The 23,776-nt window shown below is 70.9% G+C and carries 16 protein-coding genes and 1 pseudogene; 3 read left to right on the top strand and 14 right to left on the bottom strand.

Annotated features, from left to right (window positions below; translation table 11 throughout):
- Positions 1 to 201: 201 nt before the first annotated feature.
- The 4 genes from LY13_RS02795 to topA form a co-directional block, all read right to left on the bottom strand.
- Positions 202 to 1,392 carry a DNA polymerase III subunit delta' gene (locus LY13_RS02795; RefSeq protein ID WP_253826543.1) on the bottom strand — a complete coding sequence of 397 codons (1,191 nt, stop codon included), beginning with the start codon at positions 1,390 to 1,392 and terminating at the stop codon, positions 202 to 204.
- Positions 1,389 to 3,689, bottom strand: a complete 2,301-nt coding sequence (locus tag LY13_RS02790) for a bifunctional MFS transporter/dTMP kinase (protein ID WP_253826779.1) — start codon at positions 3,687 to 3,689, stop codon at positions 1,389 to 1,391. Before LY13_RS02790 ends, LY13_RS02795 begins: the two co-directional genes overlap by 4 nt.
- 391 nt (positions 3,690 to 4,080) lie before the next feature.
- A complete protein-coding gene (locus LY13_RS02785) occupies positions 4,081 to 4,641 on the bottom strand; it encodes a hypothetical protein (RefSeq protein ID WP_253826542.1) in 561 nt (186 codons plus the stop codon).
- Between the two features lie 368 nt (positions 4,642 to 5,009).
- Positions 5,010 to 8,087 carry a type I DNA topoisomerase gene (gene topA / locus LY13_RS02780; protein ID WP_253826541.1) on the bottom strand — a complete coding sequence of 1,026 codons (3,078 nt, stop codon included), beginning with the start codon at positions 8,085 to 8,087 and terminating at the stop codon, positions 5,010 to 5,012.
- Between the two features lie 400 nt (positions 8,088 to 8,487).
- Between topA and LY13_RS25855 the strand changes: the two are divergent.
- Positions 8,488 to 9,239, top strand: a pseudogene (locus tag LY13_RS25855) (MerR family transcriptional regulator).
- A gap of 99 nt (positions 9,240 to 9,338) precedes the next feature.
- Here LY13_RS25855 and LY13_RS25845 read toward each other — a convergent pair.
- Positions 9,339 to 9,962: a hypothetical protein gene (locus tag LY13_RS25845; RefSeq protein ID WP_253826540.1), complete on the bottom strand. Its 624-nt coding sequence runs from the start codon at positions 9,960 to 9,962 to the stop codon at positions 9,339 to 9,341.
- Positions 9,963 to 10,184: 222 nt separating this feature from the next.
- Positions 10,185 to 12,467: a sodium-translocating pyrophosphatase gene (locus LY13_RS02760; protein ID WP_253826539.1), complete on the bottom strand. Its 2,283-nt coding sequence runs from the start codon at positions 12,465 to 12,467 to the stop codon at positions 10,185 to 10,187.
- 242 nt (positions 12,468 to 12,709) lie between these two features.
- On the opposite strand from LY13_RS02760, the gene sftH reads away from it, so the two are divergent.
- On the top strand, positions 12,710 to 15,247 hold the full coding sequence (gene sftH, locus LY13_RS02755; RefSeq protein ID WP_253826538.1) for a DEAD/DEAH box helicase: 2,538 nt from the start codon (positions 12,710 to 12,712) through the stop codon (positions 15,245 to 15,247).
- Here sftH and LY13_RS02750 read toward each other — a convergent pair.
- The 8 genes from LY13_RS02750 to ssd form a co-directional block, all read right to left on the bottom strand.
- A complete protein-coding gene (locus LY13_RS02750; RefSeq protein ID WP_253826537.1) occupies positions 15,217 to 15,870 on the bottom strand; it encodes a bifunctional DNA primase/polymerase in 654 nt (217 codons plus the stop codon). The genes sftH and LY13_RS02750 overlap by 31 nt on opposite strands.
- Positions 15,871 to 16,104: 234 nt before the next feature.
- The gene (locus tag LY13_RS02745) at positions 16,105 to 16,749 is read right to left on the bottom strand and encodes an Rv3654c family TadE-like protein (RefSeq protein ID WP_253826536.1); all 645 of its coding nucleotides are present in this window, start codon (positions 16,747 to 16,749) and stop codon (positions 16,105 to 16,107) included.
- The gene (locus LY13_RS02740; RefSeq protein WP_253826535.1) at positions 16,746 to 17,276 is read right to left on the bottom strand and encodes a TadE family type IV pilus minor pilin; all 531 of its coding nucleotides are present in this window, start codon (positions 17,274 to 17,276) and stop codon (positions 16,746 to 16,748) included. Before LY13_RS02740 ends, LY13_RS02745 begins: the two co-directional genes overlap by 4 nt.
- A complete protein-coding gene (locus LY13_RS25550) occupies positions 17,276 to 17,857 on the bottom strand; it encodes a DUF4244 domain-containing protein (RefSeq protein ID WP_301298380.1) in 582 nt (193 codons plus the stop codon). Before LY13_RS25550 ends, LY13_RS02740 begins: the two co-directional genes overlap by 1 nt.
- A gap of 81 nt (positions 17,858 to 17,938) precedes the next feature.
- The gene (locus LY13_RS02730) at positions 17,939 to 18,670 is read right to left on the bottom strand and encodes a type II secretion system F family protein (RefSeq protein WP_253826533.1); all 732 of its coding nucleotides are present in this window, start codon (positions 18,668 to 18,670) and stop codon (positions 17,939 to 17,941) included.
- Positions 18,667 to 19,515 (bottom strand): type II secretion system F family protein, encoded by an 849-nt coding sequence (locus tag LY13_RS02725; protein WP_253826532.1) that lies wholly within the window; start codon positions 19,513 to 19,515, stop codon positions 18,667 to 18,669. The genes LY13_RS02730 and LY13_RS02725 overlap by 4 nt, the downstream gene beginning before the upstream one ends.
- Positions 19,509 to 20,720: a TadA family conjugal transfer-associated ATPase gene (locus tag LY13_RS02720; protein WP_253826531.1), complete on the bottom strand. Its 1,212-nt coding sequence runs from the start codon at positions 20,718 to 20,720 to the stop codon at positions 19,509 to 19,511. Before LY13_RS02720 ends, LY13_RS02725 begins: the two co-directional genes overlap by 7 nt.
- Positions 20,721 to 20,825: 105 nt before the next feature.
- Positions 20,826 to 21,992: a septum site-determining protein Ssd gene (gene ssd / locus LY13_RS02715; RefSeq protein WP_253826530.1), complete on the bottom strand. Its 1,167-nt coding sequence runs from the start codon at positions 21,990 to 21,992 to the stop codon at positions 20,826 to 20,828.
- Positions 21,993 to 22,381: 389 nt separating this feature from the next.
- Here ssd and LY13_RS02710 point away from each other — a divergent pair, with 389 nt between their 5' ends.
- On the top strand, positions 22,382 to 23,203 hold the full coding sequence (locus tag LY13_RS02710) for an HAD family hydrolase (protein WP_253826529.1): 822 nt from the start codon (positions 22,382 to 22,384) through the stop codon (positions 23,201 to 23,203).
- The last annotated feature ends 573 nt before the right edge of the window (positions 23,204 to 23,776 follow it).

The raw sequence follows: 23,776 nt of genomic DNA, 5'->3' as shown, positions 1-23,776 counted from the left end.
CCCTGGCGCCGTGGGGCCTCGCCGTTTCGGCACCTACCGCGCATGTCGCATCCGGTTGGGTGGCACGCCGGCGCGAGGGGAAGATGTGTGGCTCCCGCCCGCCGGCCCGACCACCGCCCCTCAACGGCACGCCGGCGCGTGGCTGTGTTCAATGCCACCAAGGTGCCCCTGGGGGCACGGCACTGCCGCGCGCTCGGGCGGTCAGCCTTCGCGGAGCGTGGTGACCATGGCCTCGACGGCGATGCGCGGTTTGACGTTCCAGGTGATCGCGTCGCGGCATTCGAGGACCGCTTCGAGGCGCCGCAGTGTCGACGCCGGGGTCCAGTCGCGTGCGGCCTCCCGACTCTGCTCGGCGAAGTCGGGGTGGTTCAGCGCGGCGCCCGCGCCGCTCGAGGTGACCAGCACGTCGCGGTAGAACCCGGCCAGGTCGATGAGCGCCAGGTCGAGCGTGTCCCGCTGGGTCCTGGTGGCGCGCGACTTCTGCCGCTTCTCCAGCTGTTTCACGGCGGCGTCCGCGGATCGTTTCGCCGCGGCCACGCCCTTGCCCGTGCCGCCGGAGCCCATCGCGGTGCGCAGCTCCTCGGCCTCGGTCTCGTCGCGCGACTTGCTCTCGTCGGCCGCGTCGGACTCGGCGGTCTTGATCAGCTCGTCGGCGCACGTGAACACGTCGCCGGGCCTGCGCAGTCCGAGCGGGATGCGCAGCACGGCGTCACGCCTGCTGCGGGCGGCCTCGTCGGTGGCGAGTCTGCGCGCCCTGCCGACGTGCCCGCCGCACACCGACGCGGCCCAGTTCGCGGTCGATTCGTCGACCCCGTCCCGCTCGGCGAGCACGCGTGCGATGGCCGCGGGCGGCGGTGTCCTCAGCGTGACGAGCCTGCACCGCGACCGGATCGTCACGGACACGTCCTCGGGGTGGTCCGACGGCGCGCACAGCAGGAACACCGTGCGGTCCGGCGGTTCCTCGACGGCCTTGAGCAGCGCATTCGACGCGCCCTCGGTCAGCCGGTCGGCGTCCTCGATGATCACGACCTGCCATTCTCCGGTCGTGGGCCTACGCGCGGCGGACTGCACGAGCGACCGCATCTCCGCGACCGAGATCGACAGTCCCTCGGGGACGACGAGTCGCACGTCGGCGTGGGTGCCCGCGACAGCTGTCCTGCAACCGGTGCAGCCGCCGCACCCGGTGCCCGTCGAGCACTGCAGCGCGGCGGCGAACGTCCGCGCCGCCACGGAACGGCCCGAACCGGGCGGGCCGGTGAACAGCCACGCGTGCGTCATCCCGCCGTGCGGATCGGGCTCGCCCGCGACGAGCGCGGCTGCGGCCGACGCGGCGGTCTGCAACGTCTCCACGGCCGGTTCCTGGCCGACCACCTGCGACCAGACGGACGTCACGGCGCGGTTCCCTGCGTCGCGCGTTCGCCGGCCTCCCGCGTGTCACCGTCGTGGGTCTCGCTGTCCCGGGTGTCACCGTCCTGGGATGCGGTGTCCTGGGATGCGGTGTCCCGCGTTCCGCTGTCCCCGACTCCGCTGTCCCCGACTCCGCCGTCCTGGGATCCACCGTCCTGGGATTCGGCGTCGTGGGTTTCGCGGTCCTGGGATTCGGCGTCGTCGCCGGGGACGTCCGAGCCGCGACCGGCCTTCGGACGTCCGCGCTTGGCCAGCCCGGGGACCTTGCCTGCGAGGGAACACTGGACCGCGGTGTGGATGCGGCCTGCGACCTCGTCGGGACTGCCGTCCGCGTCCACGACGACGTAGTGCTGCGGGTCCGCCGACGCCATTTCGGTGAGCAACTGCTGCACACGCCAATGATGCGGACCGGCCGACGCGCCTCCGGCACCGCCCTCGGCGGCACCGCCCTCCGGCTCGGTGTCGAGCAGCACCGCCAGGTCGGGCCTCAACCGGGCCGTCGCCCAGTCGGCGAGACCTTCCAGCTCCGACGCGTCGAGGCCGGCAACGGCGGCGAGGTGCGCCAGGGGCGAGTCGACGAACCGTTCCATGACGACGACGGCGCCGGAGTCGAGTGCGGGCCGGATGTCGCGTTCCACGATGTCGGCGCGCACGGCCGCGGCCGCAAGCGCTTGCGCCCGAGCGCTCGACAGTGACGCCCCGGAAACGATGCCCTGCAACCGCGCGTCGTCGAGCGCCGGATCGGTGGCGAAGACGACGTCCCGCTCCCCGGTACGCAGCGCGTCGGCGAGCCGGGCGGCCTGCGTGCCGGTGTCGGTGGCCGCCGTGCCTTCGAGCGCGATGAGCAGGCCGTTCACGCGCCGCGGGCGTCTGCGCATGATGTTGCGTAGGTCGGCGAGCATCGGTTCGGTGCGGCGCGAATCCATCTGGCGGTACGCGACGACGCCGACCAGCGCGGCCAGCAACCCGCCGCCGAGCAGCACCGGACGCGTGCCGTCGATGATGAGCTCGTTGCCCCACACCGTGACCTTGTGCGGCTGCACCAGGCCGATGAGCACCGGCACCATCGCGGTCGAGCCGAAGATGATGATCTTCAGCAGCGACTGGTAGATCGCGTTGATCCGGCCGCGCATCGCGTCGTCGATCTGCGAGCCGATGATCGTGACACCGGTGAGGAAGCCCGCCCCCGCACAGCCGCCGACGGCGGCCGCCGCGATGAGCGACACGGCCAGGTGCGGCGACAGCGCGACGACGATCAGCGCCATGCCCGCCAGCACGATGCCGACGCCGAACAGCCGGTCGTGCGGCAGTCTGCGGGCGAGCTTCGGCACCATCGCCAGGCCCGTCGCGGCGCCGACGAACACCGCGACGAACAGCAGACCGAACGACGCGTCACCGCCACCGAGGCTCGAGGAGTACGGCTTGGCCGCACCGATCACGGCGCCGCCCGCGGCGAACGCGCCCATCATGCCGATCAGCAGGCCGCGGACGAGCTTCGTGCGCCGGATGTAACTGAAGCTCTGCCGCACCATCGCGATGAAGCCGACCTTGTCCTCGTCGGCCTCGCCGCTCTCGCCCGAACGACTCGCCGCGTCGTCCCGTGACGCGGCCGTGCTCTCCGGCACGGGGTGGACGTTGCGGAGCGACAGTTCCGGGATGCGGGTCGCGATGAGGATCGCACTGGCCAGGTACAGCACCGCGTTGATGAACACGACGGCGTTGGCGACACCGAATTCGCCGAACGCGTCGGGCGAGATGCCGAGCGTCGTCTGCACACCGGTGAGCACCGAGTACAGCCCGGCGCCGCTGACGACCGCGAGGCCGTAGGTCATGAACAGCCCGAGCTGGTTGGCCGTTTCCACCTGATCCGGCCTGCGCAGCAGGTTCGGCACCGCCGCGTCCTTCGACGGAATCCACATCATCGCCGCGGACCCGGCCATGAAGTTGGCGACGAACAGCCAGATCGGCGACCCGACGATCGGGATCGAGAACAGCAGCGCGAACCGCGCCAGGTCGGCGCAGATCATCACCTTGCGGCGGTCGAACCGGTCGGCGAGCAGCCCGCCGAGCGGGGCGAACAGCAACCCGGGCAGCAGCTGGGTGAGCACGACACCGACGAACGCGAAGTTCTGCAACAGGTAGTCGTCGGTGTACTTCGTGACCAGGCCCGTGAGGCCGAGCATGGCGAGCCAGTCGGCCACGCTGCACAGGTACGTCACCGCCCACAGCCTGCGGAACGGCCGGATCCCCAGCACACTGCGTGCCCGCCGGGTCGTGGACATCTCGTGGTGCGCCGACGCTCCGGCGTTCACCTGTCTCGCGCCCTCGGCGTCACCGGACGTGTCCTGGGCCGTGGGGTCTGCCGCCGCCGCGCGTTCGTCGCGCGCGTCGGCGTTCCGTGTCCCCCGAGCTGCCTCGCTGATGTGCCCACCCCACATGACCGGCGCTGCCTGTGCGGCCAGGGTATCGCTGACCTGCTCGCTCTCGCGGGCGGACCAGCGAAGACACCGCGGGTAAGCGTTACCCCACCGATCGTGATGTCACACCGGACGAATCGCCGGATTCCGGCGCTCGCCCACGCGGTGAGCCCCGAAAGGCGCCGGCAGCAGCGGACGCGGCCAGGCCCGCCGCGTCATCAGGGGGCGCCGCGTCGTCAGGCGGGCGGGCGCGGGATCAGGAGAAGATGCTGCCCACGCTCTCGACGAAGCTCACGACGAACCGGATCGCCACGATCACGAAGACGATCAACAGCACGCCGGCCACGATCAGGCCCGCCGAGGCGTTCGACGGCTTCCGCAGCGTGACGCGCTGGTTCAGGGGCTGTTTCACGGGCTTGGCCTGCGCGGGCCGCTGCGCCTGCTGGGACTTCTCACCCCGGCGCAGCATCGCGGGCAGCAACTGGCCCCGCATCCGCGGCCGCGGAAGTTTGCCGAGCCTGCCCTTGAGGCCGTTCGCGCCGGACGCCGCCGCGGTGGTGTCGCTGCCGTCCTCGCCTTCGGGCGCTTCCGCGTCGCCCGCTTCCGACGGCTCCTCGGGGCCGGCCTGTTGCGCCTGCTTCGCGTCCTCCTCGGCCAACGCCGCGGCGGCCTTGCTCCGGATGACCTCCAGATCCGGCACCGACGACTGCGCGGGAGGGACCGTCGAACCGGACCCGTCCGCGGCGGATTCCGGGTCGGCCAGCGAATCGCCGTAGTGCGCCGACTCCGGAGCCTGGGTACCGTCTCCGCTGCCCACGCGTCCTCCTCGTACCTGCTCGGGCGATGCGGGTGGAACCCGCAGTGACATGCCGTCGGCTGTCAGGGTAGCGGTCCCATCACGGCGCGCATCCGCCAACAGGACGACGACCCGGCGCCCCGACCACGGCAGGCGGCCTGCCCACCGGCTGCGTCGCGACCACGCCGGAGGCCGCGGCAGCCCGTCTACCTGCGCAGACGTCCCCAGCGGGGATCACACGCGCGACGACTACGGCCGGTGACACCGGGTCTGCACGTACACGGTCGGCGACATCCACCGGACCGGTGACGCGCCGTCCACCGCCCGACGACGACGGCTCCCCGGCGCTGACCACCGCCGGGGAGCCGGTCGGGTGCGGAATCGGTCGCCTACTTCTTCGTCGACGTGGAGGTGGTCGACTTCGACTTCGACGAGGTCGAGCCCGACGAGGACTTGGCGGAGGTGCTCTTCTTCGCCGCCGTCTTGGTGCCCGTGCTCTTGGTGCCCGTGCTCTTGGTGCCGGTGCTCTTCGCCGCGGTGCTCTTCGTGCCGGTGCTCTTCGCCGCGGTGCTCTTCGCCGCGGTGCTCTTCGCCGCGGTGCTCTTCGTGGCGGCGCTCTTCGTGGCGGCGCTCTTCGCCGTCGACGTCTTCGAGGCCGTGGTCGACTTCTTGCTCGTCGTCTTCTTCGCGGGACCCTTGGCTCGCTTCTCGGCGAGCAGCTCCTCGGCGCGTTCCTGCGTCAGGTCCTCCACGCTGTCGGACTTGCGCAGCGACGCGTTGTACTCGCCGTCGGTCACGTACGGCCCGAACCGGCCGTCCTTGACGACGATCGGCTTGCCCGAGACCGAGTCCTCCTTGAGTTCCAGCAGCGGCGGCTTCGCGGCCTGCCTGCCGCGGCGCTTCGGCTCGGCGTAGAGCTTCAGCGCCTCCTCGAGCGTGATGTCGAAGATCTGCTCCTCGGTGGCCAACGACCGCGAGTCGGTGCCCTTCTTCAGGTACGGCCCGTACCGGCCGTTCTGCGCGGTGATCTCCTCGCCCGACTCCGGGTCGGTACCCACCACGCGCGGCAACGACAGCAGCTTCAGCGCGTCGTCGAGCGTCACCTCGGCGATGTCCATCGACTTCAGCAACGACGCGGTGCGCGGCTTCGGCTTGGCCTGCTTCTTCGTCGTCTTCTTCGCCGTGGTCTTCTTCGCCGCCGTCTTGGTGCCGCCCTGCTCACCGGAGTCCTCCGCGGGCGCCTCCTCGGGCTCCGACTGTTCGGCCGACTCCTCCTCCGGCTCCGGCAGGATCTCCGTGACGTACGGACCGAACCGGCCTTCCTTCACGACGATCTCGTGCCCGCTCACCGGGTCGGTGCCCAGCACGCGACCTTCCTGCGGCGTCGCGAACAGCTTCTCCGCGATCTCCAGCGTCAGCTCGTCCGGCGGCAGGTCGTCGGACAGGTTCGCCCGCTGCGACTTGCCGTCCACCTCGCGCTCGAGGTACGGCCCGTACCGGCCGACGCGCACGACGACGTCGCGGCCCTCGGAGTCGGTGAACATCGGGATGGAGTTGATCTCCCGCGCGTCGATGTCCTCGACACCCGAGCCGACCAGCTTCTTCAGCCCTCCGATGCGGCCGACCGAACCGTCGACGCCCATCTCGCCGCCGAAGTAGAACCGCGACAACCAGCTCGTGCGCTTGTCGTCACCGCTGGCGATGCGGTCGAGCTCGTCCTCCATCGCGGCGGTGAAGTCGTAGTCGACGAGCCGCTCGAAGTGCCGCTCCATCAGCCCGACCACCGAGAACGCGACCCACGACGGCACCAGCGCGGACCCCTTCTTCCACACGTAGCCGCGGTCCTGGATCGTCTTGATGATCGACGCGTACGTCGACGGGCGGCCGATGCCCAGCTCTTCGAGCTTGCTCACCAGGGCGGGCTCGCTGTAGCGCGCGGGCGGAGACGTCGCGTGGCCGTCCGGGTCGAGCTCGGCCGCGGTCAGGCCCTGCCCCTCGGCGAGCTGCGGCAGGCGCTTCTGCTTGTCGTCGGCCTCGCCGCCCTCCTCGGTGTCGACCGATTCGACGTAGGCCTTCAGGAAGCCCGGGAACGTGATCGTCCGACCGGAGGCCGAGAACACGCACTCCTCACCGCTGGTCGCCGTGCCGGTGATCTTCACCGACATCGTCGTGCCCTTGGCGTCGGCCATCTGCGAGGCGATGGTGCGCTGCCAGATCAGCTCGTACAGCCGGAACTCGTCGGTCTCCAGCTCACCCGCGACCTGACCGGGGGTGCGGAACACCTCGCCCGCGGGGCGGATCGCCTCGTGCGCCTCCTGCGCGTTCTTGACCTTCCGGTTGTACTGCCGCGGGCTGTTCGACACGTACTCGGAGCCGTAGAGGTCCGTGGCCTGGCTGCGCGCCGCCGACAACGCCGCCTCCGACAGCGTCGTCGAGTCGGTACGCATATAAGTGATGTAACCGTTCTCGTAGAGCCGCTGCGCGATCCGCATCGTGCGCTCCGACGAGAACCGCAACTTGCGGCCGGACTCCTGCTGCAGCGTCGACGTCATGAACGGCGCGTACGGCTTCCGCGTGTACGGCTTCTCCTCGACGCTGCTGACCGCGAAGTCGCGGCCGTCGAGCGCCTCGGACAACCGGTTCGCCTCGGTCTCGTCCAGCACGCGGACCTCGGCGGAGGCGGCCTTGAGCTGCCCGTCCCAGCCGAAGTCGCGGCCCGTGGCGACGCGGCCGCCGTCGACGGCCGTCAGCCGTGCGGGGAAGTTCCGCGGTGCGGCGTCGGCACCGGCGTCCATCGTCGCCGAGATGTCCCAGTACGACGCCGACGTGAACCGCATGCGTTCGCGTTCCCGCTCCACGATCACGCGCGTCGCCACCGACTGCACCCGGCCCGCCGACAGCCGTGGCATGACCTTCTTCCACAGCACCGGCGAGACCTCGTAGCCGTACAGCCGGTCGAGGATGCGACGCGTCTCCTGGGCGTCGACCAGGTCCGGGTCGAGCTCGCGGGTGCTCTCGGCCGCGGCGCGGATCGCCTCCGGCGTGACCTCGTGGAACACCATGCGGCGCACCGGCACCTTCGGCTTCAGCGCCTCGAGCAGGTGCCAGGCGATCGCTTCGCCCTCACGGTCGGGGTCCGTGGCGAGGTAGAGCTCGTCGACGTCCTTGAGCAGGCTCTTGAGCTCGGTGACCGTGGACTTCTTGTCGGCGGGGACGATGTACAGCGGCTCGAAGTCGTTGTCGACGTCCACGCCGAGGCGCGCCCACGACTGCCCCTTGTACTTGGCGGGCACGTCCGCGGCACCCCGCGGCAGGTCACGGATGTGGCCGCGGGAGGACTCGACGACGTAATCGCCTCCGAGATAAGGCGCGATCTTGCGCGCCTTCGTGGGCGACTCGACGATCACCAACCGCCGGTTGCCGTCGCCCGAGCTCTCGCCGTTCTTCTTCCGCGTCGTTGCCGCCACGCTGTCCCGCTTCCTCACATCACCTGTCGGACCCGCCAGTGTGCACGCTGAACGTCCGTCGTGTCTGCCCAGGTTGCTCAACACGCCACACGCGGCGTGTCAAGTGGTATGGCCGATTCGTCCCCGATGTTTCCATGCCGCCGCGGCGCCTCGCGCCCACCACCCCAACGGTGACCACCCACCCGCGGGTTGCACGGGTGACGTGGGCCTCACTCGGACGAGACGTCCGGTCGCCGTGGGGGCGCCTCTGTCATTGAGACGTCGCCGGCCGCCCAGACATTCCCGAGCGTCCGCCGCACGAATCACGTCCAGGACCGCCCGCGACCGTGCCGGGGCCGGCGACGCCGCCCCGGATTCGTGACTTGCGGTTGACGCAGCGTCAACCCCTAGCGTCGAGCTCATGGCCTACTCGATCGCCCACGTCGCGCGGATGTCCGGCATCACGTCGCGCACCCTGCGGCACTACGACGACGTCGGCCTGCTCTCGCCCGCGTTCACCGGGGAGGGCGGCTACCGCTACTACGAACCGGAGCAACTGCTCCGGCTGCAGGAAATCCTCGTACTGCGGGAGCTGGGACTGGGGCTGGAACGGATCCGCGAGGTCCTCGACCGCGACACCGACCGGGTGACCGCACTCCGCGAACACCACGAACGACTCCTCGCGCAACGGGACCGGCTCGACCGGCTCGCCAGGACCGTGCAGCACACGATCGACACACTGGAAGGAGGGACCGCAGTGAACGCGGAAGAACTGTTCACCGGCATCCCGCGTGACTCGGAACAGGCCCGCGCGCTGGCGGGCGAGGCCGAACAGCGCTGGCCGGGCGCACGCGAGACGCAGACGAAGGTCGAAGGCTGGTCCGACGAGAAGTGGCAGGCCGTGCAGAGGCAGGGCGCCGAGGCGGCCGAACGGATCGCCGAGCTGCTGCGTGACGACGTCCCCGCGACCGACCCGCGCACGGTCGACGCGGTCGACGCACACCACCGGTGGCTACTGCATTTCTGGACGCCGAACCGCGAGTCGTACACGGCCTGGGCAGGCTCTACACCGACGACGAACGGTTCACGGCCTTCTACGACCGCATCGAACCGGGCCTGGCGGCGTACCTGGCCGAGGCGATGGCCGCCTACGCCGAGCAGCGCCTCGACTGAGGGCGGGTGCACGGACCGCGCGGCCTCGTCACCTGCCTGCGATGTCACCGGACCGGGCCTCGGCGAGCCACGTGCCCGGGGCGTCACGTGCCTGCGATGTCACCTGCCTGCGATGCGCCCGTTGCCCCAGGCGGTGAGCCGGCCGCAGGTGTCCGAGCGGGTGCCCGCGTCACGGAGCTCCGGCACCCGCTCCAGGTCGCCGAGCAGGTCGAGCCCGCCGACCCGGTCGAGCGTCGCGCGCACCGCACCGACCGCCTCCGCACCTCGACGGTCGAGTGCGCGTTTGGCGCCTGCGGCCTGGTCGCGAACCCGGCCGTAGGCCTCGACCGTGGAGGTGCGCACCCGCTCGGCACCGTCGACACCGGTCTCGCCGAGACTGCGGAGACGTTCCAGCGCATTGTCGAGACCGCCGATCATCACCGTCAGCAACCTGCCGGCCGTGGCCGAGGTGCGTTCCGGCGTGCTGGCGTCGATCACGGGGATGCGGCTCGCGGCGTCGACCACGTCGGCCGCCGCACCGCAGTACTCGTCGACCCAGGCCACGAGTTCGTCACCGCCGGTGGAGCCGCGGTCGGTGGAATCACCGCCGGTGACACCGGACGGGACGGGATCGCCGGAGGCGAGGCCGGACGGCCGGTCGGCCTGCCGCGGCGACGTCTCCGGCTGTCCGCACCCGGCGAGCAGTGCGGCACCGAGAATCCCGCCGGCCACGCCGACCCTCACGAGTCTCCGCGCCCCCAACGCCGCCCCTCCCGGTCACGTTTCGTACTCCGACTGACACGGACCGTACCGTCCCGCGGTTCGGCCGTGCGGAGACTGTGCCCCTACCCACGCCCCTACCCACGCCGTCCCGGCCACCCGGGCACAGAGCTGCCCCCAAGGGCACTTTGGTTGCGTTGAATGCAACCAAAGTGCCCTTGGGGGCATCAGGACGGTGCGCCGGGGTCAGGCGTTCGTCGTGGTTTCAGCGGGCGTCTCGGTCATCGCCGAACCGCGCCGCTTCGACACGACGATCGCCGCGACGATGATCGCCACCGACACGACCGCGAACGTGATCCGCAGTGCGGGCGAGGCGTCCGCGCCCACCGTGAGCTGCACGACCGCGGGCGCGATCAGCAGCGACACCAGGTTCATCACCTTCAGCAGCGGGTTGATCGCCGGGCCCGCGGTGTCCTTGAACGGGTCACCGACCGTGTCGCCGATGACCGTCGCCGCGTGCGCCTCGGAGTTCTTGCCGCCGTGGTGGCCGTCCTCGACCAGCTTCTTCGCGTTGTCCCACGCGCCGCCGGAGTTGGCGAGGAACACGGCCATCAACATGCCGCACGCGATCGCACCGCCGAGATACCCGGCGAGCGCACCCGTGCCGAGGCCGAAGCCCACCGCGATCGGCGCGAACACCGCCAGCAGACCCGGTGTCGCGAGCTCCCGCAGCGAATCGCGGGTGACGATGTCGACGACCTTGCCGTACTCCGGCCGGGTCGTGCCCTCCATGATCCCCGGGATGTCGCGGAACTGCCGCCGCACCTCGTAGACGACGGCACCCGCGGCACGTTCGACCGCGCTCACCGCCAGCCCCGAGAACAGGAACACCACAGCGGCACCGATGATCACGCCGACCAGAGTGTTCGGCGAGATGATGCTGTCGAGGAACGAATCCGGCAGCGCGTCGCCCGCCATCCGGCCGACGCTGTCCAGCGCCTCGCCGATCGCCGAGGAGTACGACCCGAACAGGGCGGTCGCCGCCAGCACGGCCGTCGAGATCGCGATGCCCTTCGTGATCGCCTTCGTCGTGTTTCCCACCGCGTCGAGCTCGGTGAGGACCTGTACGCCCTCACCCTCCTCCAGGTCACCGGACATCTCCGCGATGCCCTGGGCGTTGTCCGCCACCGGGCCGAACGTGTCCATCGCGACGATCACGCCGACCGTCGTCAACAGACCCGTACCCGCGAGTGCCACCGCGAACAACGCCACCGCGCCGCCGAGCAGGTACGCGCCGAACACAGCCGAGCCGACCACGAGTGCTGTGTACACGGCGGATTCGAAGCCCACCGAGATACCGGAGAGGATCACGGTCGCCGCCCCGGTCTCCGACGTCTTGCCGACGTCCTTCACCGGCTTGTTCTCGGTACCCGTGTAGTAGCCGGTCAGCCACAGGATCACGCCGGCGAGCGCGATACCGATGAGCACCGAGAACGTGGCGATCACGGCGGGGTTGCCGGAGACGCCGGGGAACGAGCTCGGCAGGAACACGAACGCCGCGATCGCCGACAACACCGCCGAGATCACGGCCGAGATGTAGAAGGAGCGGTTGATCGTCGTCAGCGCACTCTCGTTCGCCCTCGCCTTGGTGATGTAGATGCCGATCACCGCGGTGATCACACCGATCGCCGGGATGATCAGCGGGAAGACGAGTCCCTCCCCGCTGGTCCCGAAGGCCGCACTACCCAGGATCAACGCCGCCACGAGCGTCACGGCGTACGACTCGAACAGGTCGGCTGCCATGCCGGCACAGTCGCCGACGTTGTCGCCCACGTTGTCGGCGATCGTCGCCGCGTTGCGCGGGTCGTCCTCGGGGATGTTCTGCTCGACCTTGCCGACCAGGTCCGCGCCGACGTCGGAGGCCTTGGTGAAGATGCCGCCACCGACACGCATGAACATCGCGATCAGGGCGGCACCGAAACCGAAGCCTTCGAGCACCTTCGGCGCCTGACCCGCGTAGACCAGCACGACGACGGCGGCACCGAACAGGCCGAGGCCGACCGTGATCATGCCGACGACGCCACCGGTGCGGAACGCGACGCGCATCGCCTTCTCCCGGCCACCGGTCTCCCTGGCGGCCGCCGCAACCCGGACGTTCGCCCTCGTCGCCAGCCACATGCCGAGGTAGCCGATCGAGAACGAGAACACCGCGCCGATGAGGAAGAACAGCGAGCGTCCGATGCGTTCGTTCCAGTCCTCGGCCGGTAGGAACAGCAACAGCACGAACACGACCACGCCGAATACGGCCAGTGTCTTGCGTTGCCGGTTGAGATAGGCAGCGGCGCCCTCCTGCACGGCGGTGGCGATCTCGCGCATCCGCTCGGTGCCCTGGTCTGCGGCCAGGACCTCCTTGAGCAGCACGTACCCGAGTGCCAGTGCAGCCAGGGCGATCACGGCGACCACGGCGACTATGCCGTAGTCACCTCCGGCCAGCTCCGGAGAGCCGGCCGCGAGGAAGTGCCGGGACATGCGTCCTCCTGAAACGTCGCCTACGCCAGCAGCGACCGGTCGGCCGCGAGGCTCCGCGGACTCCACTGTGTCGACGCTGACATGGGATGTGCACCACTTTTTGCGGTTTGTCGGCGCAGTGTATTGGTAACGGAGTCGATCTCGGGAGACCTGTTTCGGGGCGGATACCCGGCGCATGGGTGTGGCACCGGTCACCATCGGGTGACGATGGTCACGACGAGCCCTGTGCGATTCTCGAACATATGGACGAAGCCTCGACCACGCGCGCACGCCGGCTGCTCGAGCGCGCGACGGCCGGCATCCCCGACGACCGCGACCCGGTCACGCACGTCGCCGACCTGCCGGGCCGCGACGAAGAGGTCACCGACTGGCCGTCCTGGGCTCCCGACGAGGTGGTGACCGCACTGCGCGACAGCGGTATCGACCGCCCGTGGACGCACCAGGCAGCGGGTGCCTCGGCCGCGTGGGAGGGCTCGGACGTCATCGTCGCCACCGGCACCGCGTCCGGAAAATCGCTGGTCTACCAGCTGCCCGTGCTCTCGTCCCTGGTCACCGACACCTCGGCGACGGCCCTGTACCTGGCGCCGACGAAGGCCCTCGGCGCCGATCAGCTGGGAGCAGTCACGCAGCTGGACCTCGGCGGAGTGCGCGCGGCGTCGTACGACGGCGACACCCCGCGCGAGGAACGCGACTGGGTCCGCAAACACGCCCGTTGGGTGTTCACGAACCCCGACATGCTGCACCGCGGCATCCTCAGCGGGCACGCACGCTGGGCGGCGGTGTTTCGCAAGCTGCGTTACGTCGTCGTCGACGAGTGCCACAGCTATCGCGGCGTGTTCGGCTCGCACGTGGCGTTGCTCCTGCGGCGGCTGCAACGAGTCGCCCGCCACTACGGCGCGGACCCGGTGTTCGTGCTGGCGTCGGCGACGACCGCCGAACCCGCCGAGTTCGCCGCCCGTCTCACCGGCAGGCCCGCCACCGCGATCACCGACGACACGTCGCCGCGCGGACCACGGACGGTCGCGCTGTGGGAACCGCCGCTGCTGGACGAACTGACCGGCGAGAACGGAGCACCCGTGCGGCGCTCCGCGGGCGCGGAGGCCGCCCGGATCCTGGCCGAGCTGGTGATCGAGGGCGCTCGCACGTTGGCGTTCGTACGGTCACGTCACGGCGCGGAACTGACGTCGCTGGGTGCGAAACGCATCCTGGCCGAGGTGGACCCCGCGCTGGAGGAGACGGTCGCCGCCTACCGCGCCGGATACCTGCCCGAGGAACGGCGCCGTCTCGAAGCGGACCTGATGGCACGTCGGCTCCTCGGCGTGGCGACCACCAACGCGCTGGAACTCGGCGTCGACATCTCGGGGCTGGACGCGGCGGTGCTCGCGGGCTATCCCGGCACGTTGGCATCGTTCTGGCAGCAGTCGGGGCGCGCGGGCCGCGCGGGCGACGACGCGCTCGTGGTGTTCGTGGCGAGGGACGATCCGCTGGACACGTACCTCGTGCACCATCCCGAGGCCTTGCTCGATCGTCCGGTCGAGACGACCGTGCTCGACCCCGTCAACCCGTACGTGCTGGCGCCGCAACTGGCGTGCGCGGCCGCGGAGGTGCCGCTGAAGGCGGGCGAGTTGGACACGTTCGGGGGCGACGAGGCGCGCGCGGTCCTCGATGCGCTCGTGGCCGACGGGGTCCTGAGGCGACGGCCGAGCGGGTGGTACTGGACGTCGCGGGACCGGCCGCAGTTCGAGATCGACATCCGCGGCTCGGGCGGCGAACAGGTGGCGGTCGTCGAGGCGGAGACGTCGAGGCTGTTGGGGACGGTCGATCCGGGTTCCGCGTGCACGACGGTGCATCCGGGTGCGGTCTACCTGCACCAGGGGTCGTCGTACGTCGTCGACGAGCTGGATCTGGACAACGGCGTGGCGCTCGTGCACGCCGAGGATCCGGAGTGGAACACCTCGCCGCGCGAAGTGATCGACATCGAGGTACTGGCCACGCCCGAGAAACAGCACTTCGGCGGCGTGACCGTGTGCCTCGGCGATGTGGCCGTGACGTCGCGGGTCGTGGGCTATCTCCGACGGCTGCCGTCGGGTGCGGTGCTGGACCAGGTGGCGCTCGACCTTCCCGAGGAAGAGCTGCGCACCAGGGCCGTCTGGTACACGATCAGCGACGAACTGCTCGAGGCCGCGGCACGTACCGACGCCGGTACGTCCTCCGGCACGGACGGCACTCCCAGGACCGACGACCTGCCGGGTACGGCCGATGCCGCCGGGGCAGGCGCTACGGGGACGGAACCTGCCGGGACGGAAGCCGCCGCAACTGCGGGCGATGATGCTGCAGGGCGCCGGGAGGCGCCGGGGCTGGAATCGGCGCGCCTTCCCGGCGCCCTGCATGCTGCCGAGCACGCAGCGATCGGCCTGCTACCGCTGTTCGCTACGTGCGACCGCTGGGACATCGGCGGAGTGTCCACCGCACTGCACGCTGACACCGGGGAGGCGACGGTGTTCGTGCACGATGGTCATCCCGGGGGTGCCGGTTTCGCCGATCGCGGGTTTGCCGCGCTGGTCCCATGGCTGGCCGCTACGCGGGAGGCGATCGTCTCCTGCGAGTGCCCGGCCGGGTGCCCGTCCTGCGTTCAGTCGCCCAAGTGCGGGAACGGCAACGAACCGCTGGACAAGGCGGGGGCTGTGACCGTGCTCGACATCGTGCTCGGGGCGATGGGACGCGATGGCGGACACGGTCACGGGGTGGTTCAGGCCGCGGAAGGGGCCACGGCGGACTGATCGTCGGTCGGGAGTACCGCGCCGGGCGCGTCCACCACCGCCGCGTCGTCGTGCTCGCCGAGCAGGGCACGCACGAGCACCTCGTTGACGGTCGACGCCGCAGGCAACCGCCAGCCCCAGATCTCCGGCTTGACGCGCCAATGCACCACGCCCTGCCGGTACGGGGTCGGAGGCAGCGGCACGTATCCGTCACGGCCGTGCCACGTCACGTCGTCGTGCTCGGCGAGTGCCGGATGCACGGTGTCGGTCGACGCGGTGAGGAACAGCCAACGGCCGTTCGGCATCGCGACGATCGGCACCGGGTGGCCGGTCACGCGCAGCAGCGATGCGGCTCGGCGGCCGAGCTCGTCACCGACCTCGATCGCATCGACCATCGTGCCGGTTGCGACGAGCAAGCTGCACGGCTTGCCGGTGAACCACGCGGCGACCTGACGCGGATGTGCGGCGAGACGGTCCTGCCAGTCCTCGTGTGCGGGCGTCGGATACTCCCAGTCCGCGCCCTCACCCGAGGAGATCGTGCCCGGCAGGATGGGCCAGCCGCGCTCGGCGAGGCTGATCGCCTCCGCGCGCAACTCGATCCGGAACGAGCCGCGCCAGCTGTCGGGCCACTCCATGTCCAACATGTCTTGCTCAAGCCTCCTGAAACGTTCGCACCGCTGCGTTGCTGCGTTCGCGGCGTCTGATTTCACTTAACGGCAAGTTGCAGGGGCGACGACAGAGGCGCTCGACAACCGGACGTTCGGAAACGATGAGTGAGCATCGACACAACGGCCGGGCCGAACGTCGGTAGCCGGTGACCGGACCACGACCCCGGTCGCCGGACCGTTCGTCGTGGTGTTGACCTGCGAATCCCCTGCTCACTCCCGCCTCGGCGGAGCCGTGCGGAACGGTGATCCCTGCGCAGAGTCCGGTCGGTGCGCGGACCGCGCATACCGTTCATCGCGCGCAGACGACCGCTGCTCGTCGGCGTGGTGACCGTCGGTCGCCGCCGTCTCGCCGGTGGGGCCGCCGTCGATCGCCGTCACCGGACCGGCGCGCGCCCGAGCGGTCACCGGGCCGAACGGCGCGAGCCACGGCCCACCGGCCTTGTCGACGACGACGAGCGCATCGGGGTGCGCAACCCGGCAGTCGGCCAACTCGACGTGCATCCGGTCGGTGACCGTCTCGGCGAACCTGCACGCCTCGCTCGCGCTGCGGTCCACTCGTCCCGCGGCGGCGAGAGCCGCGAGATCCGCCGCGTTGGCGACCTGTTGTCGGACCACGGCCACGTGTCCCACCAGCCACACCAGACCCGCGACCACCATCAGGCCTGCGATCGCGAACGCGCCCCACACCGTGGCCGTACCGGCATCGGCCGTCACGCCCTCGCCGGCGTGGCCCGGCTCCGTACCCTCCTCGGAGCCCGGCCCCGCGGCACCTCCGCCCTCGTTCCGTTCGGGCGACGGGTGGCGTTCGGACTGCGGGCGCCGTCCCGGCCGCGAGCGAACCGGACCGGTCCTCATTCCGGTGCCCCGTTCGCACCGACTCCTCCGGTCTCGGGTTCGCGGACCGCGTAGGCCTCGGCCGAGAGCTCGATTCCCGGCAGCATTCCGTCGAGAATCGGGCTCCGCACCGTGACGGCGATGCCCGTGCCGTCGCCCTGCGACGTCAACGTCGCTCCGTCCGGGGCGAGACTTCGGAAGGCTTCACGGGCGCGAGCGTCGTCGCCTCTGCCCAGGAGACGGGCCGCCTCGCCCGCGGCGTCGGCGCACCGCACCTGGGCCAGCACCGCCGTCACGACGCCAAGGACGAGTCCCAGCGCCACGATCAGCGAGCACACCGTGATCGCGCCTTCGACGGTCACCGAGCCGCGGTCGTCGCCCGCGATCCCGCCACCGTGACGAGCGGCGTCGCCGTGTTCGCCACTGCCGTGTCCGCCACCGCCGTGTTCGCCATCGTGGTGTTCGCCGCTGTCGGGTTTCTCGGCACCCGCACGTTCCGCGGTGCCGTCACGCCCGCACGTCTCCACATCGGACACCACGCCGGGCATCAGAAGTCCACCGACAACGCCTGCTCGATGATCGAGGTCAGCGCGGCGGTCACGGAGTCGCCCGTGACGATCATGTACAACACCGCGGCCAACGCCGCCGCGGCTACAGTGCCGATCGCGTATTCAGCCGTGGACATGCCCCCATCGGCGTCGCCCTCGGTGTCAGCCCTGGTGCAGGAGTTCGCGCCGTCCGAGTCGTCACCGGCTGCACCGGCGGGACGGGCACTCGCAGCGTCCGTTCGGGCAGTATCGGAAGCCACCCGGTCGCTGCCCGGTTCGCGGGATCCGCCCGCCGCCGCCCGTCTCTCCCGGCACTCCTCGTCGGCATCGGCTGCAAGCGATTCCGGCGCCCGGTCCGGGCCGGTCTGTCTCGGCAGCAACGCGGTCAGGTCGACCTCGTGATCGTCCACATACGATTCTCGCTGCGGCAGGCCGGTTCCCCGGATCCCGGTGGGAGTTCCAGTGGCCCCGGCAGACGCGTCCCGGAGCCCGGCCGACTCCGTCGCGGCACCGTGCCGTGTCGCTCCGACCGCGGTGCTCGCGGGCCGGGTGAGCGGCAGAATCGTGCGCACGATCGACATCACCGTGTTCATGGTTTCTTTTCCTTTCGTCGTTCTCAGGACACCGGCACACACCGGGCGCCCTCGGTTTTCTCCACGGATTCACATCAGCAGTTCGGTCGCGAGCCCGATCACCACCGGCGCGATGCCGAGGCACAGGAACGCGGGCAGGAAACACAATCCGAGTGGGCCCGTCACCAGCACGCCTGCGCGTTGGGCCCGCGCCTCTGCGGTGTCGGCGACTGCGTCCCGTGCCCGGTGGGCCATGTCTTCGGCCACCCCGGCCAATGCGCTGCCCGAGCGGGCGGTGCGGCACGCGGCGCGGGCGAGTTCGGCCGTCGCGGGACACTCCCGAGCGGGCTGCCAGGCCTCTCGTGGTTCGGCACCCAACGCCAGCAGGCCCGCGGAGGTATGCAACGCGGCCGCTGCGGCGGGTTCGGCGGTCGGCGCGACCGCGTGCACCCCGGTGGACACCGGCATTCCCGATCGCAGGCATGCCGCGAGGAGATCGCCGGTCGCAGCCATGCGCAGCGGGTCCGGTTCCACACGAGCGCCGCGGGTACGCAGTCGACGGACTCCCCACCAGGTGCCGACACCGGCCACCGGCGCCGCGAGCATCGACCCCGCGGCGGCGACGAGCGTCCCTGCCGCTCCGCCCGCGAGGACGGCGAGCGCGCGTTCGGACAGTCCGCCAGCCGGCCCGAGACACCGCCGCAGCCACGACCGTCCCGCCGACTCCCTCCTCGGCGGCAGCAGCGCGCGCAACCGGACGGCCGACGGCGCGGGTGTCAGCCAGAACACGGCGGCGAGCAGCGCAGGTACCAGCGGGCTCATCGGGGCAGCACCCTTCCGGTGATCGCCGACGTCCAGGCCACGCCACCGAGCAACAGCCCCGAGCCCACGGCGAGCAGCACCTGCCCCGGGGCCGTCGTGAACAGCACGGCGAGCGGTGCCGCGCCCATCGCCTCGCCGAGCAGCACACCGAGCACGGGCAGTCCCGCGAGGATCAGTGCGCTTGCCCGCGGCCCCGCCATGCGCGCGTCGAGCGTGCCCGCCAGCCGAGCCCGCGTGGCCACGTCCCGGTGAACCGCGTCGACGATGTCGGCCAGCGCGAGCCCGTGCCTGCGTGCCAGCGACCACGCGGTCGTCACGCGTTCCAGGACTCCGAAGGGGAGTGAGCCCGTACCGGAGGGCATGCCGGCGAGGCCCGCGTCCGGATTCCCACCGAGCCGTACCGAGGCCGCGATGGCACGGAACACCGGGGCGATGTCGGGTGATGCGTCGTGTGCCGCCGATTCCGCGGCCGTCGCGGGGTGCGCGCCGGATCGGAGGTCACCGGCCATCGCACGTAGCGCTTCCGCGAGGCCGGCCAGGGCGGCGACGCCGCGCCGCACCCTCCTGCGAGCACGAACCTGTACGAGCACCGCCGCCGCGATACATCCGGCGGCCAGCACCACCCCGGGGCCCGCCACCACCAGGCCCGACAGCACCGCAACCGAGCCCGCGACAGCGAGGACTCTCCAGCACCGCGACGACGGCCGCAGGCGCCGTGTCGATTCCGCGGCCGTCACCCGACCGGCGAGGTGCCGCAGCCGCCGTCCGCTACGCCGCTGTGGCCAGAGCAGCAGGGCCACGCCCACCGCCGCCATGGCGGGTGCCGCGTGCGTCGCAGTCACCATGGCGGTTCCACACCCCGGTCACGCAACAGGGCCGCGAGCAGTTCGTGGTCGTCGGTGGGGCCAGTGGCCGTCGAGACGGGTCGCACCTCCACTCCGTCCGCGGACCGCCGGACGACGCCGATCTCGGTGAGCCGCCGCCTGCCGTCGGCACGCTCCATGTGCAGCACGACCTGGACCGCGGCCGCGAGCTGGCTGTGCAACGCGGAACGGGACAGTCCGCCGAGTGCGGCCAACGCTTCGAGCCGGGCGGGCACCTCACTCGGTGAGTTGGCGTGCAACGTGCCGGCGCCACCGTCGTGACCCGTGTTGAGCGCGTTCAGCAACTCGCAGACCTCACGGCCCCGCACCTCGCCGACCACCAGCCGGTCCGGCCGCATCCGCAAGGCCTCCCGCACGAGGTCGCGCAGTGTCACTTCACCGGCGCCCTCGACGTTGGCCGGTCTCGCGACGAGCTGAACGACCTGCGGATGCGACGGCTGGATCTCCGCTGCGTCCTCCACACTGACGATGCGTTCCTTCGGCGAGACCGCGCCCAGCAAGGCCGCGAGCATCGTCGTCTTCCCCGAGCCCGTTGCTCCGCTGATCAGAAACGCCAACCGTGCCGAGACCACCGCCTCGAGCACCGCGAAACCGGACTCGTCGACGGTGCCGAGCCTCCGCAGTGCGCGCAGATCGTGCGCCGCGGGGCGCAGCACCCGCAGGGACAGACACGTACCGCCGGCCGCCACGGGCGGCAGCACCGCATGCATACGGACCCGGCCGTGCGGCCCTGCTCCGGGCAGCCAGCCGTCGACGAACGGCTGCGCATCGTCGAGTCGCCTGCCTGCCGCGAGCGCGAGCCGCTGGGCGAGTCTGCGGACGGCCTCCTCGTCGGCGAAGGTCACGTCGGTGCGGCGTAGCCCGCCCGAGCCGTCGACCCACACCTCGTCGGGAGCGGTCACCAGCACGTCGGTCACGCCCGGATCGTCGAGCAACGGTTCCAACGGGCCGGCACCGACGAATTCGTGCCGCAGCAGTCGCAACGCATCCAGGACGTCCAGATGTCCCGCGACACCGGAGGTTTCCGCGCGGACGGCTTCGGCCACCGATTGCGGATCGGGCGCCGACCCGGTGTTCGCGAGCCGTTGCCGAACCCGCTCCACCAGCCGAGCGTCCTCGGACCGAACTTCATCGTGCTGTCCGGAGTGGACAGTAGTGGTTCTCATGTGCTCCCCCAGGGGAAAGGCGATCGGACAGCAGTGACCGGATTCCGAGTCGAACCGGCCGTTATCGACGGTCGTGGCGCTTGTGACTCGATCCGATTCCGCGGATCAGGCGGCCAACTCGCCGAGCACGGTGCGCGCTGCCGTGCCGAGCGGCCCGCGGCGACGTGGGTCGAACGAGCCTCGCTCGACGGACCTCGCGACACGACGGTCGACGGGCAGCCACCCCAGCAGCGCCGCACCTACGCTGCCGGCGACGTCGCGGGCGCTCAGCCCGTCCGGCGACGGACCACGGACGAGCACCCGGGTACGCGAACGGGCGTCCCCGAACCGGTCGAGTACGCGGGACGCCGCAACACACGCGCGCAGCTCGGCGGGCACCACCAGGACGACGAGATCCGCAGCAGTGAGCACCCGCTGTCCGCACGGCCCCGGATCACGTGGCAGATCGCAGACCACGGTCCGTCCGGCACGCACTCCTGCACGGAGCACCGCCTCGACGGTTTCCGGAGCGGGCCCCGTGCCGTCGCGGTCGCACGAGAGCATCGCCACGGGACCGTCGGGTGGTCCCGCCACCGGCAGCGCCGCGTCCAGCGCGGAGATCGACACCCGGCCGCCCTGCACCTGCACGTCCGGCCATCGAACGCCGTCCTGCAGTTCCGCGCCCAGCACCAGATCGATGCCGCCGCCAAGGGGATCGCAGTCGAGCAGCACCGGCCGGTCACCTGCGCGGGCCGCTCCGACCGCCACGGCCGCGGCCAGCAGCGAGGCACCGGCTCCGCCACGTCCGCCCACCACGGCGACGACGCGGCCGCGGTCCGTGCTCGGCTGTTCGACGACGTCGGCCAACGAGGTGAGCAGCACCCCGTCCGTGTCGGGCAGCGTCACGACCTCCCGCGCACCCAACACCACGGCTCGACGCCACACGCTGTGCGGGGGCTTGCCGCCGCACACCAGGACGACGTCGCCACGACGTGGGCGTACCCGCGTACCGGGTGCCACCTCTTCGTCGACGAGCACGAACGGTGCGCCGTGCCAGTACGGTGCCGCCTCGTCGAGGTCGGCCACCGTGACGACGTCGCAGTCGACCGCCGCGGCGTGCCGACGGATCTCGTCCAGAACGCGGCCTTCGCGCGCCACGACGAGTGGCCGCCCGTCGGTGCCGGTCACGCGCTCGGTGGCTGCGGCACTCCCGCCGGCCCGCCCCGCGACGGCGTTCCCCGAGACACTTCCGGCGACCCCGCGTTGCGACGGCCGCTCCACAGTCCGTTCCATCACTCCCCCACGCATGCATTCTCGGTTGCGCATCCAGATTCACCTGCGGCCGCGACGCCGGAAAGAGGAAACCCGCGAACCTGTGGATAACCGGGTCGTTGTGGATAACTCGGCGGTAGCCGCGGACGGAGCGGCGGAGAATTCGAGGAGGCGGTCCCCGCCAGGGGGAGGGAAACGGGGACCGCCCGGGCTCGGCCGGGGGTGAGCCGAGCCGCATCCGGGAGCGACACCGGACTACTTTCAGGGTAGCTCCACGTACCTGTTCGAAACCCGTTCTGAACAGGCAATTCGATAACAGAAGGGTCGCGGAGAACGGCGCGGGCGACCGGAACGGCGGCAACGGTCGTCCGGCGTCTCCTGCGCCCGTGTCGATCACCTATCGTTGGCCCGTGGCCGACTCCGGGAGCTCTCCGAACCGCGGCGTCGCGGCATTCTTCGACCTCGACAAGACGATCATCGCCTCGTCGAGCGCACTCGCGTTCGGACGACCGCTCATGCGCGAAGGAATGATCAGTCGCCGCACCGCCGTGAAGAGCGCCTACGCGCAACTCGTCTTCTCGTTGTCCGGTGCGGACGAGGGCCGCACCGAACGCCTGCGTGCCGAAATATCGGCGTTGTGCCGGGGCTGGGACGTGGCCCAGCTCCGAACGGTCGTGGCGGAGGCGCTGCACGACGTCGTGACACCGCTCGTCTACGCCGAGGCCGAGGCACTCATCGCCGCCCACCAGGCGCAAGGACACGACGTGATCGTGCTGTCCGCCGCGGGCGAGGAGGTGGTCACGCCGATCGCGGAGATGCTCGGCGCCGACCGGAGCGTCGGTACCCGAATGGGCATCGTGGACGGCCATTACTCGGGCGAGATCGACTTCTACTGTTACGGCGAACAGAAGGCCGTCGCGGCACGCCGGCTCGCCGCCGAACACGGCTACGACCTCGCCCACTGCCACGCCTACAGCGATTCGAGCACCGACGTTCCCCTGCTGGAGACCGTCGGACACCCGCACGCCGTCAACCCCGACCGCACGCTCCGCCGGATCGCCACGGAACGCGCCTGGGAGATCCACATCTTCGACAAGCCGGTGACGATCCGCTCGCGGATGCCCGCGCGGGCCGACGTGCTCACGGGGCTCGGTCTCGGGCTGGGAATCGCCGCCGTCGCCGGGATCACCGCCTACGGGATGTGGCGACGGCCGGGCACACGCGAGGCGTGACCCCGCGACCCGCGTCGACGACACACATCGCGACGACGGCAGGTGGGGCGTCAACACCCATCCGGCGGCTGACTTTCCTGGCACACCAGGGAAACGCACGTCGCGCGCACGTACCGACACAATCTGTACCGGTGCACCCGAACAACCCCTTGAAGTGATCTGTATCACTGAGTACAACTGGAGGTGCGGACGTCGAACCGGCCAGGGATCCGGCGAGGATGAGCCCGATCCACCCCGATCGATCTCCGTGCGCGAGTACCGGGTACCCACGCTGGGCACGCCGCGTAAGGCTTCGTCGCCGTGGGACTGCGTCACCGGGACGCCGGACGCCTAGTACCCCAAAAGATGCGACACACGTTGCAGCTTGGTCGCCCAGTTGCTCGCGCGAGGCGGGGCCCGTCGACATCGTCGGCGGGCCCCGCCTGTGTGCGCGGCGGACGGCAGCAGCGCGACATGGGGGGCCCGTCACCCTTCCGTGAGCCCGAATCGCTCCGCGAAACGGTGCATCCCCCTCACCCATCGGAACCCACGAGTGGACCCTTCATGTCGTTTTCCGGAGCGAAGGGCCCACTC

Origin of the sequence: Prauserella aidingensis (genome assembly GCF_024171865.1) — a bacterium.
In the GTDB taxonomy this organism is placed as follows: domain Bacteria; phylum Actinomycetota; class Actinomycetes; order Mycobacteriales; family Pseudonocardiaceae; genus Prauserella; species Prauserella aidingensis.
The sequence above is the reverse complement of the archived record's forward strand: the minus strand, read 5'-3'. Positions and strand labels throughout refer to the sequence as shown.

Coding starts and splice junctions, on each gene's coding strand:
- LY13_RS02740 (WP_253826535.1), bottom strand. CDS start 17,276: ATGCCCGGCGTGGTGTCCGATGTGGAGACGTGCGGGCGTGACGGCACC.
- LY13_RS02745 (WP_253826536.1), bottom strand. CDS start 16,749: ATGAGGACCGGTCCGGTTCGCTCGCGGCCGGGACGGCGCCCGCAGTCC.
- LY13_RS02725 (WP_253826532.1), bottom strand. CDS start 19,515: ATGGTGACTGCGACGCACGCGGCACCCGCCATGGCGGCGGTGGGCGTG.
- LY13_RS02790 (WP_253826779.1), bottom strand. CDS start 3,689: ATGTCCACGACCCGGCGGGCACGCAGTGTGCTGGGGATCCGGCCGTTC.
- LY13_RS02760 (WP_253826539.1), bottom strand. CDS start 12,467: ATGTCCCGGCACTTCCTCGCGGCCGGCTCTCCGGAGCTGGCCGGAGGT.
- LY13_RS02730 (WP_253826533.1), bottom strand. CDS start 18,670: ATGAGCCCGCTGGTACCTGCGCTGCTCGCCGCCGTGTTCTGGCTGACA.
- LY13_RS02720 (WP_253826531.1), bottom strand. CDS start 20,720: ATGAGAACCACTACTGTCCACTCCGGACAGCACGATGAAGTTCGGTCC.
- sftH (WP_253826538.1), top strand. CDS start 12,710: ATGGACGAAGCCTCGACCACGCGCGCACGCCGGCTGCTCGAGCGCGCG.
- LY13_RS25550 (WP_301298380.1), bottom strand. CDS start 17,857: ATGTCGATCGTGCGCACGATTCTGCCGCTCACCCGGCCCGCGAGCACC.
- LY13_RS02750 (WP_253826537.1), bottom strand. CDS start 15,870: ATGTTGGACATGGAGTGGCCCGACAGCTGGCGCGGCTCGTTCCGGATC.
- ssd (WP_253826530.1), bottom strand. CDS start 21,992: ATGGAACGGACTGTGGAGCGGCCGTCGCAACGCGGGGTCGCCGGAAGT.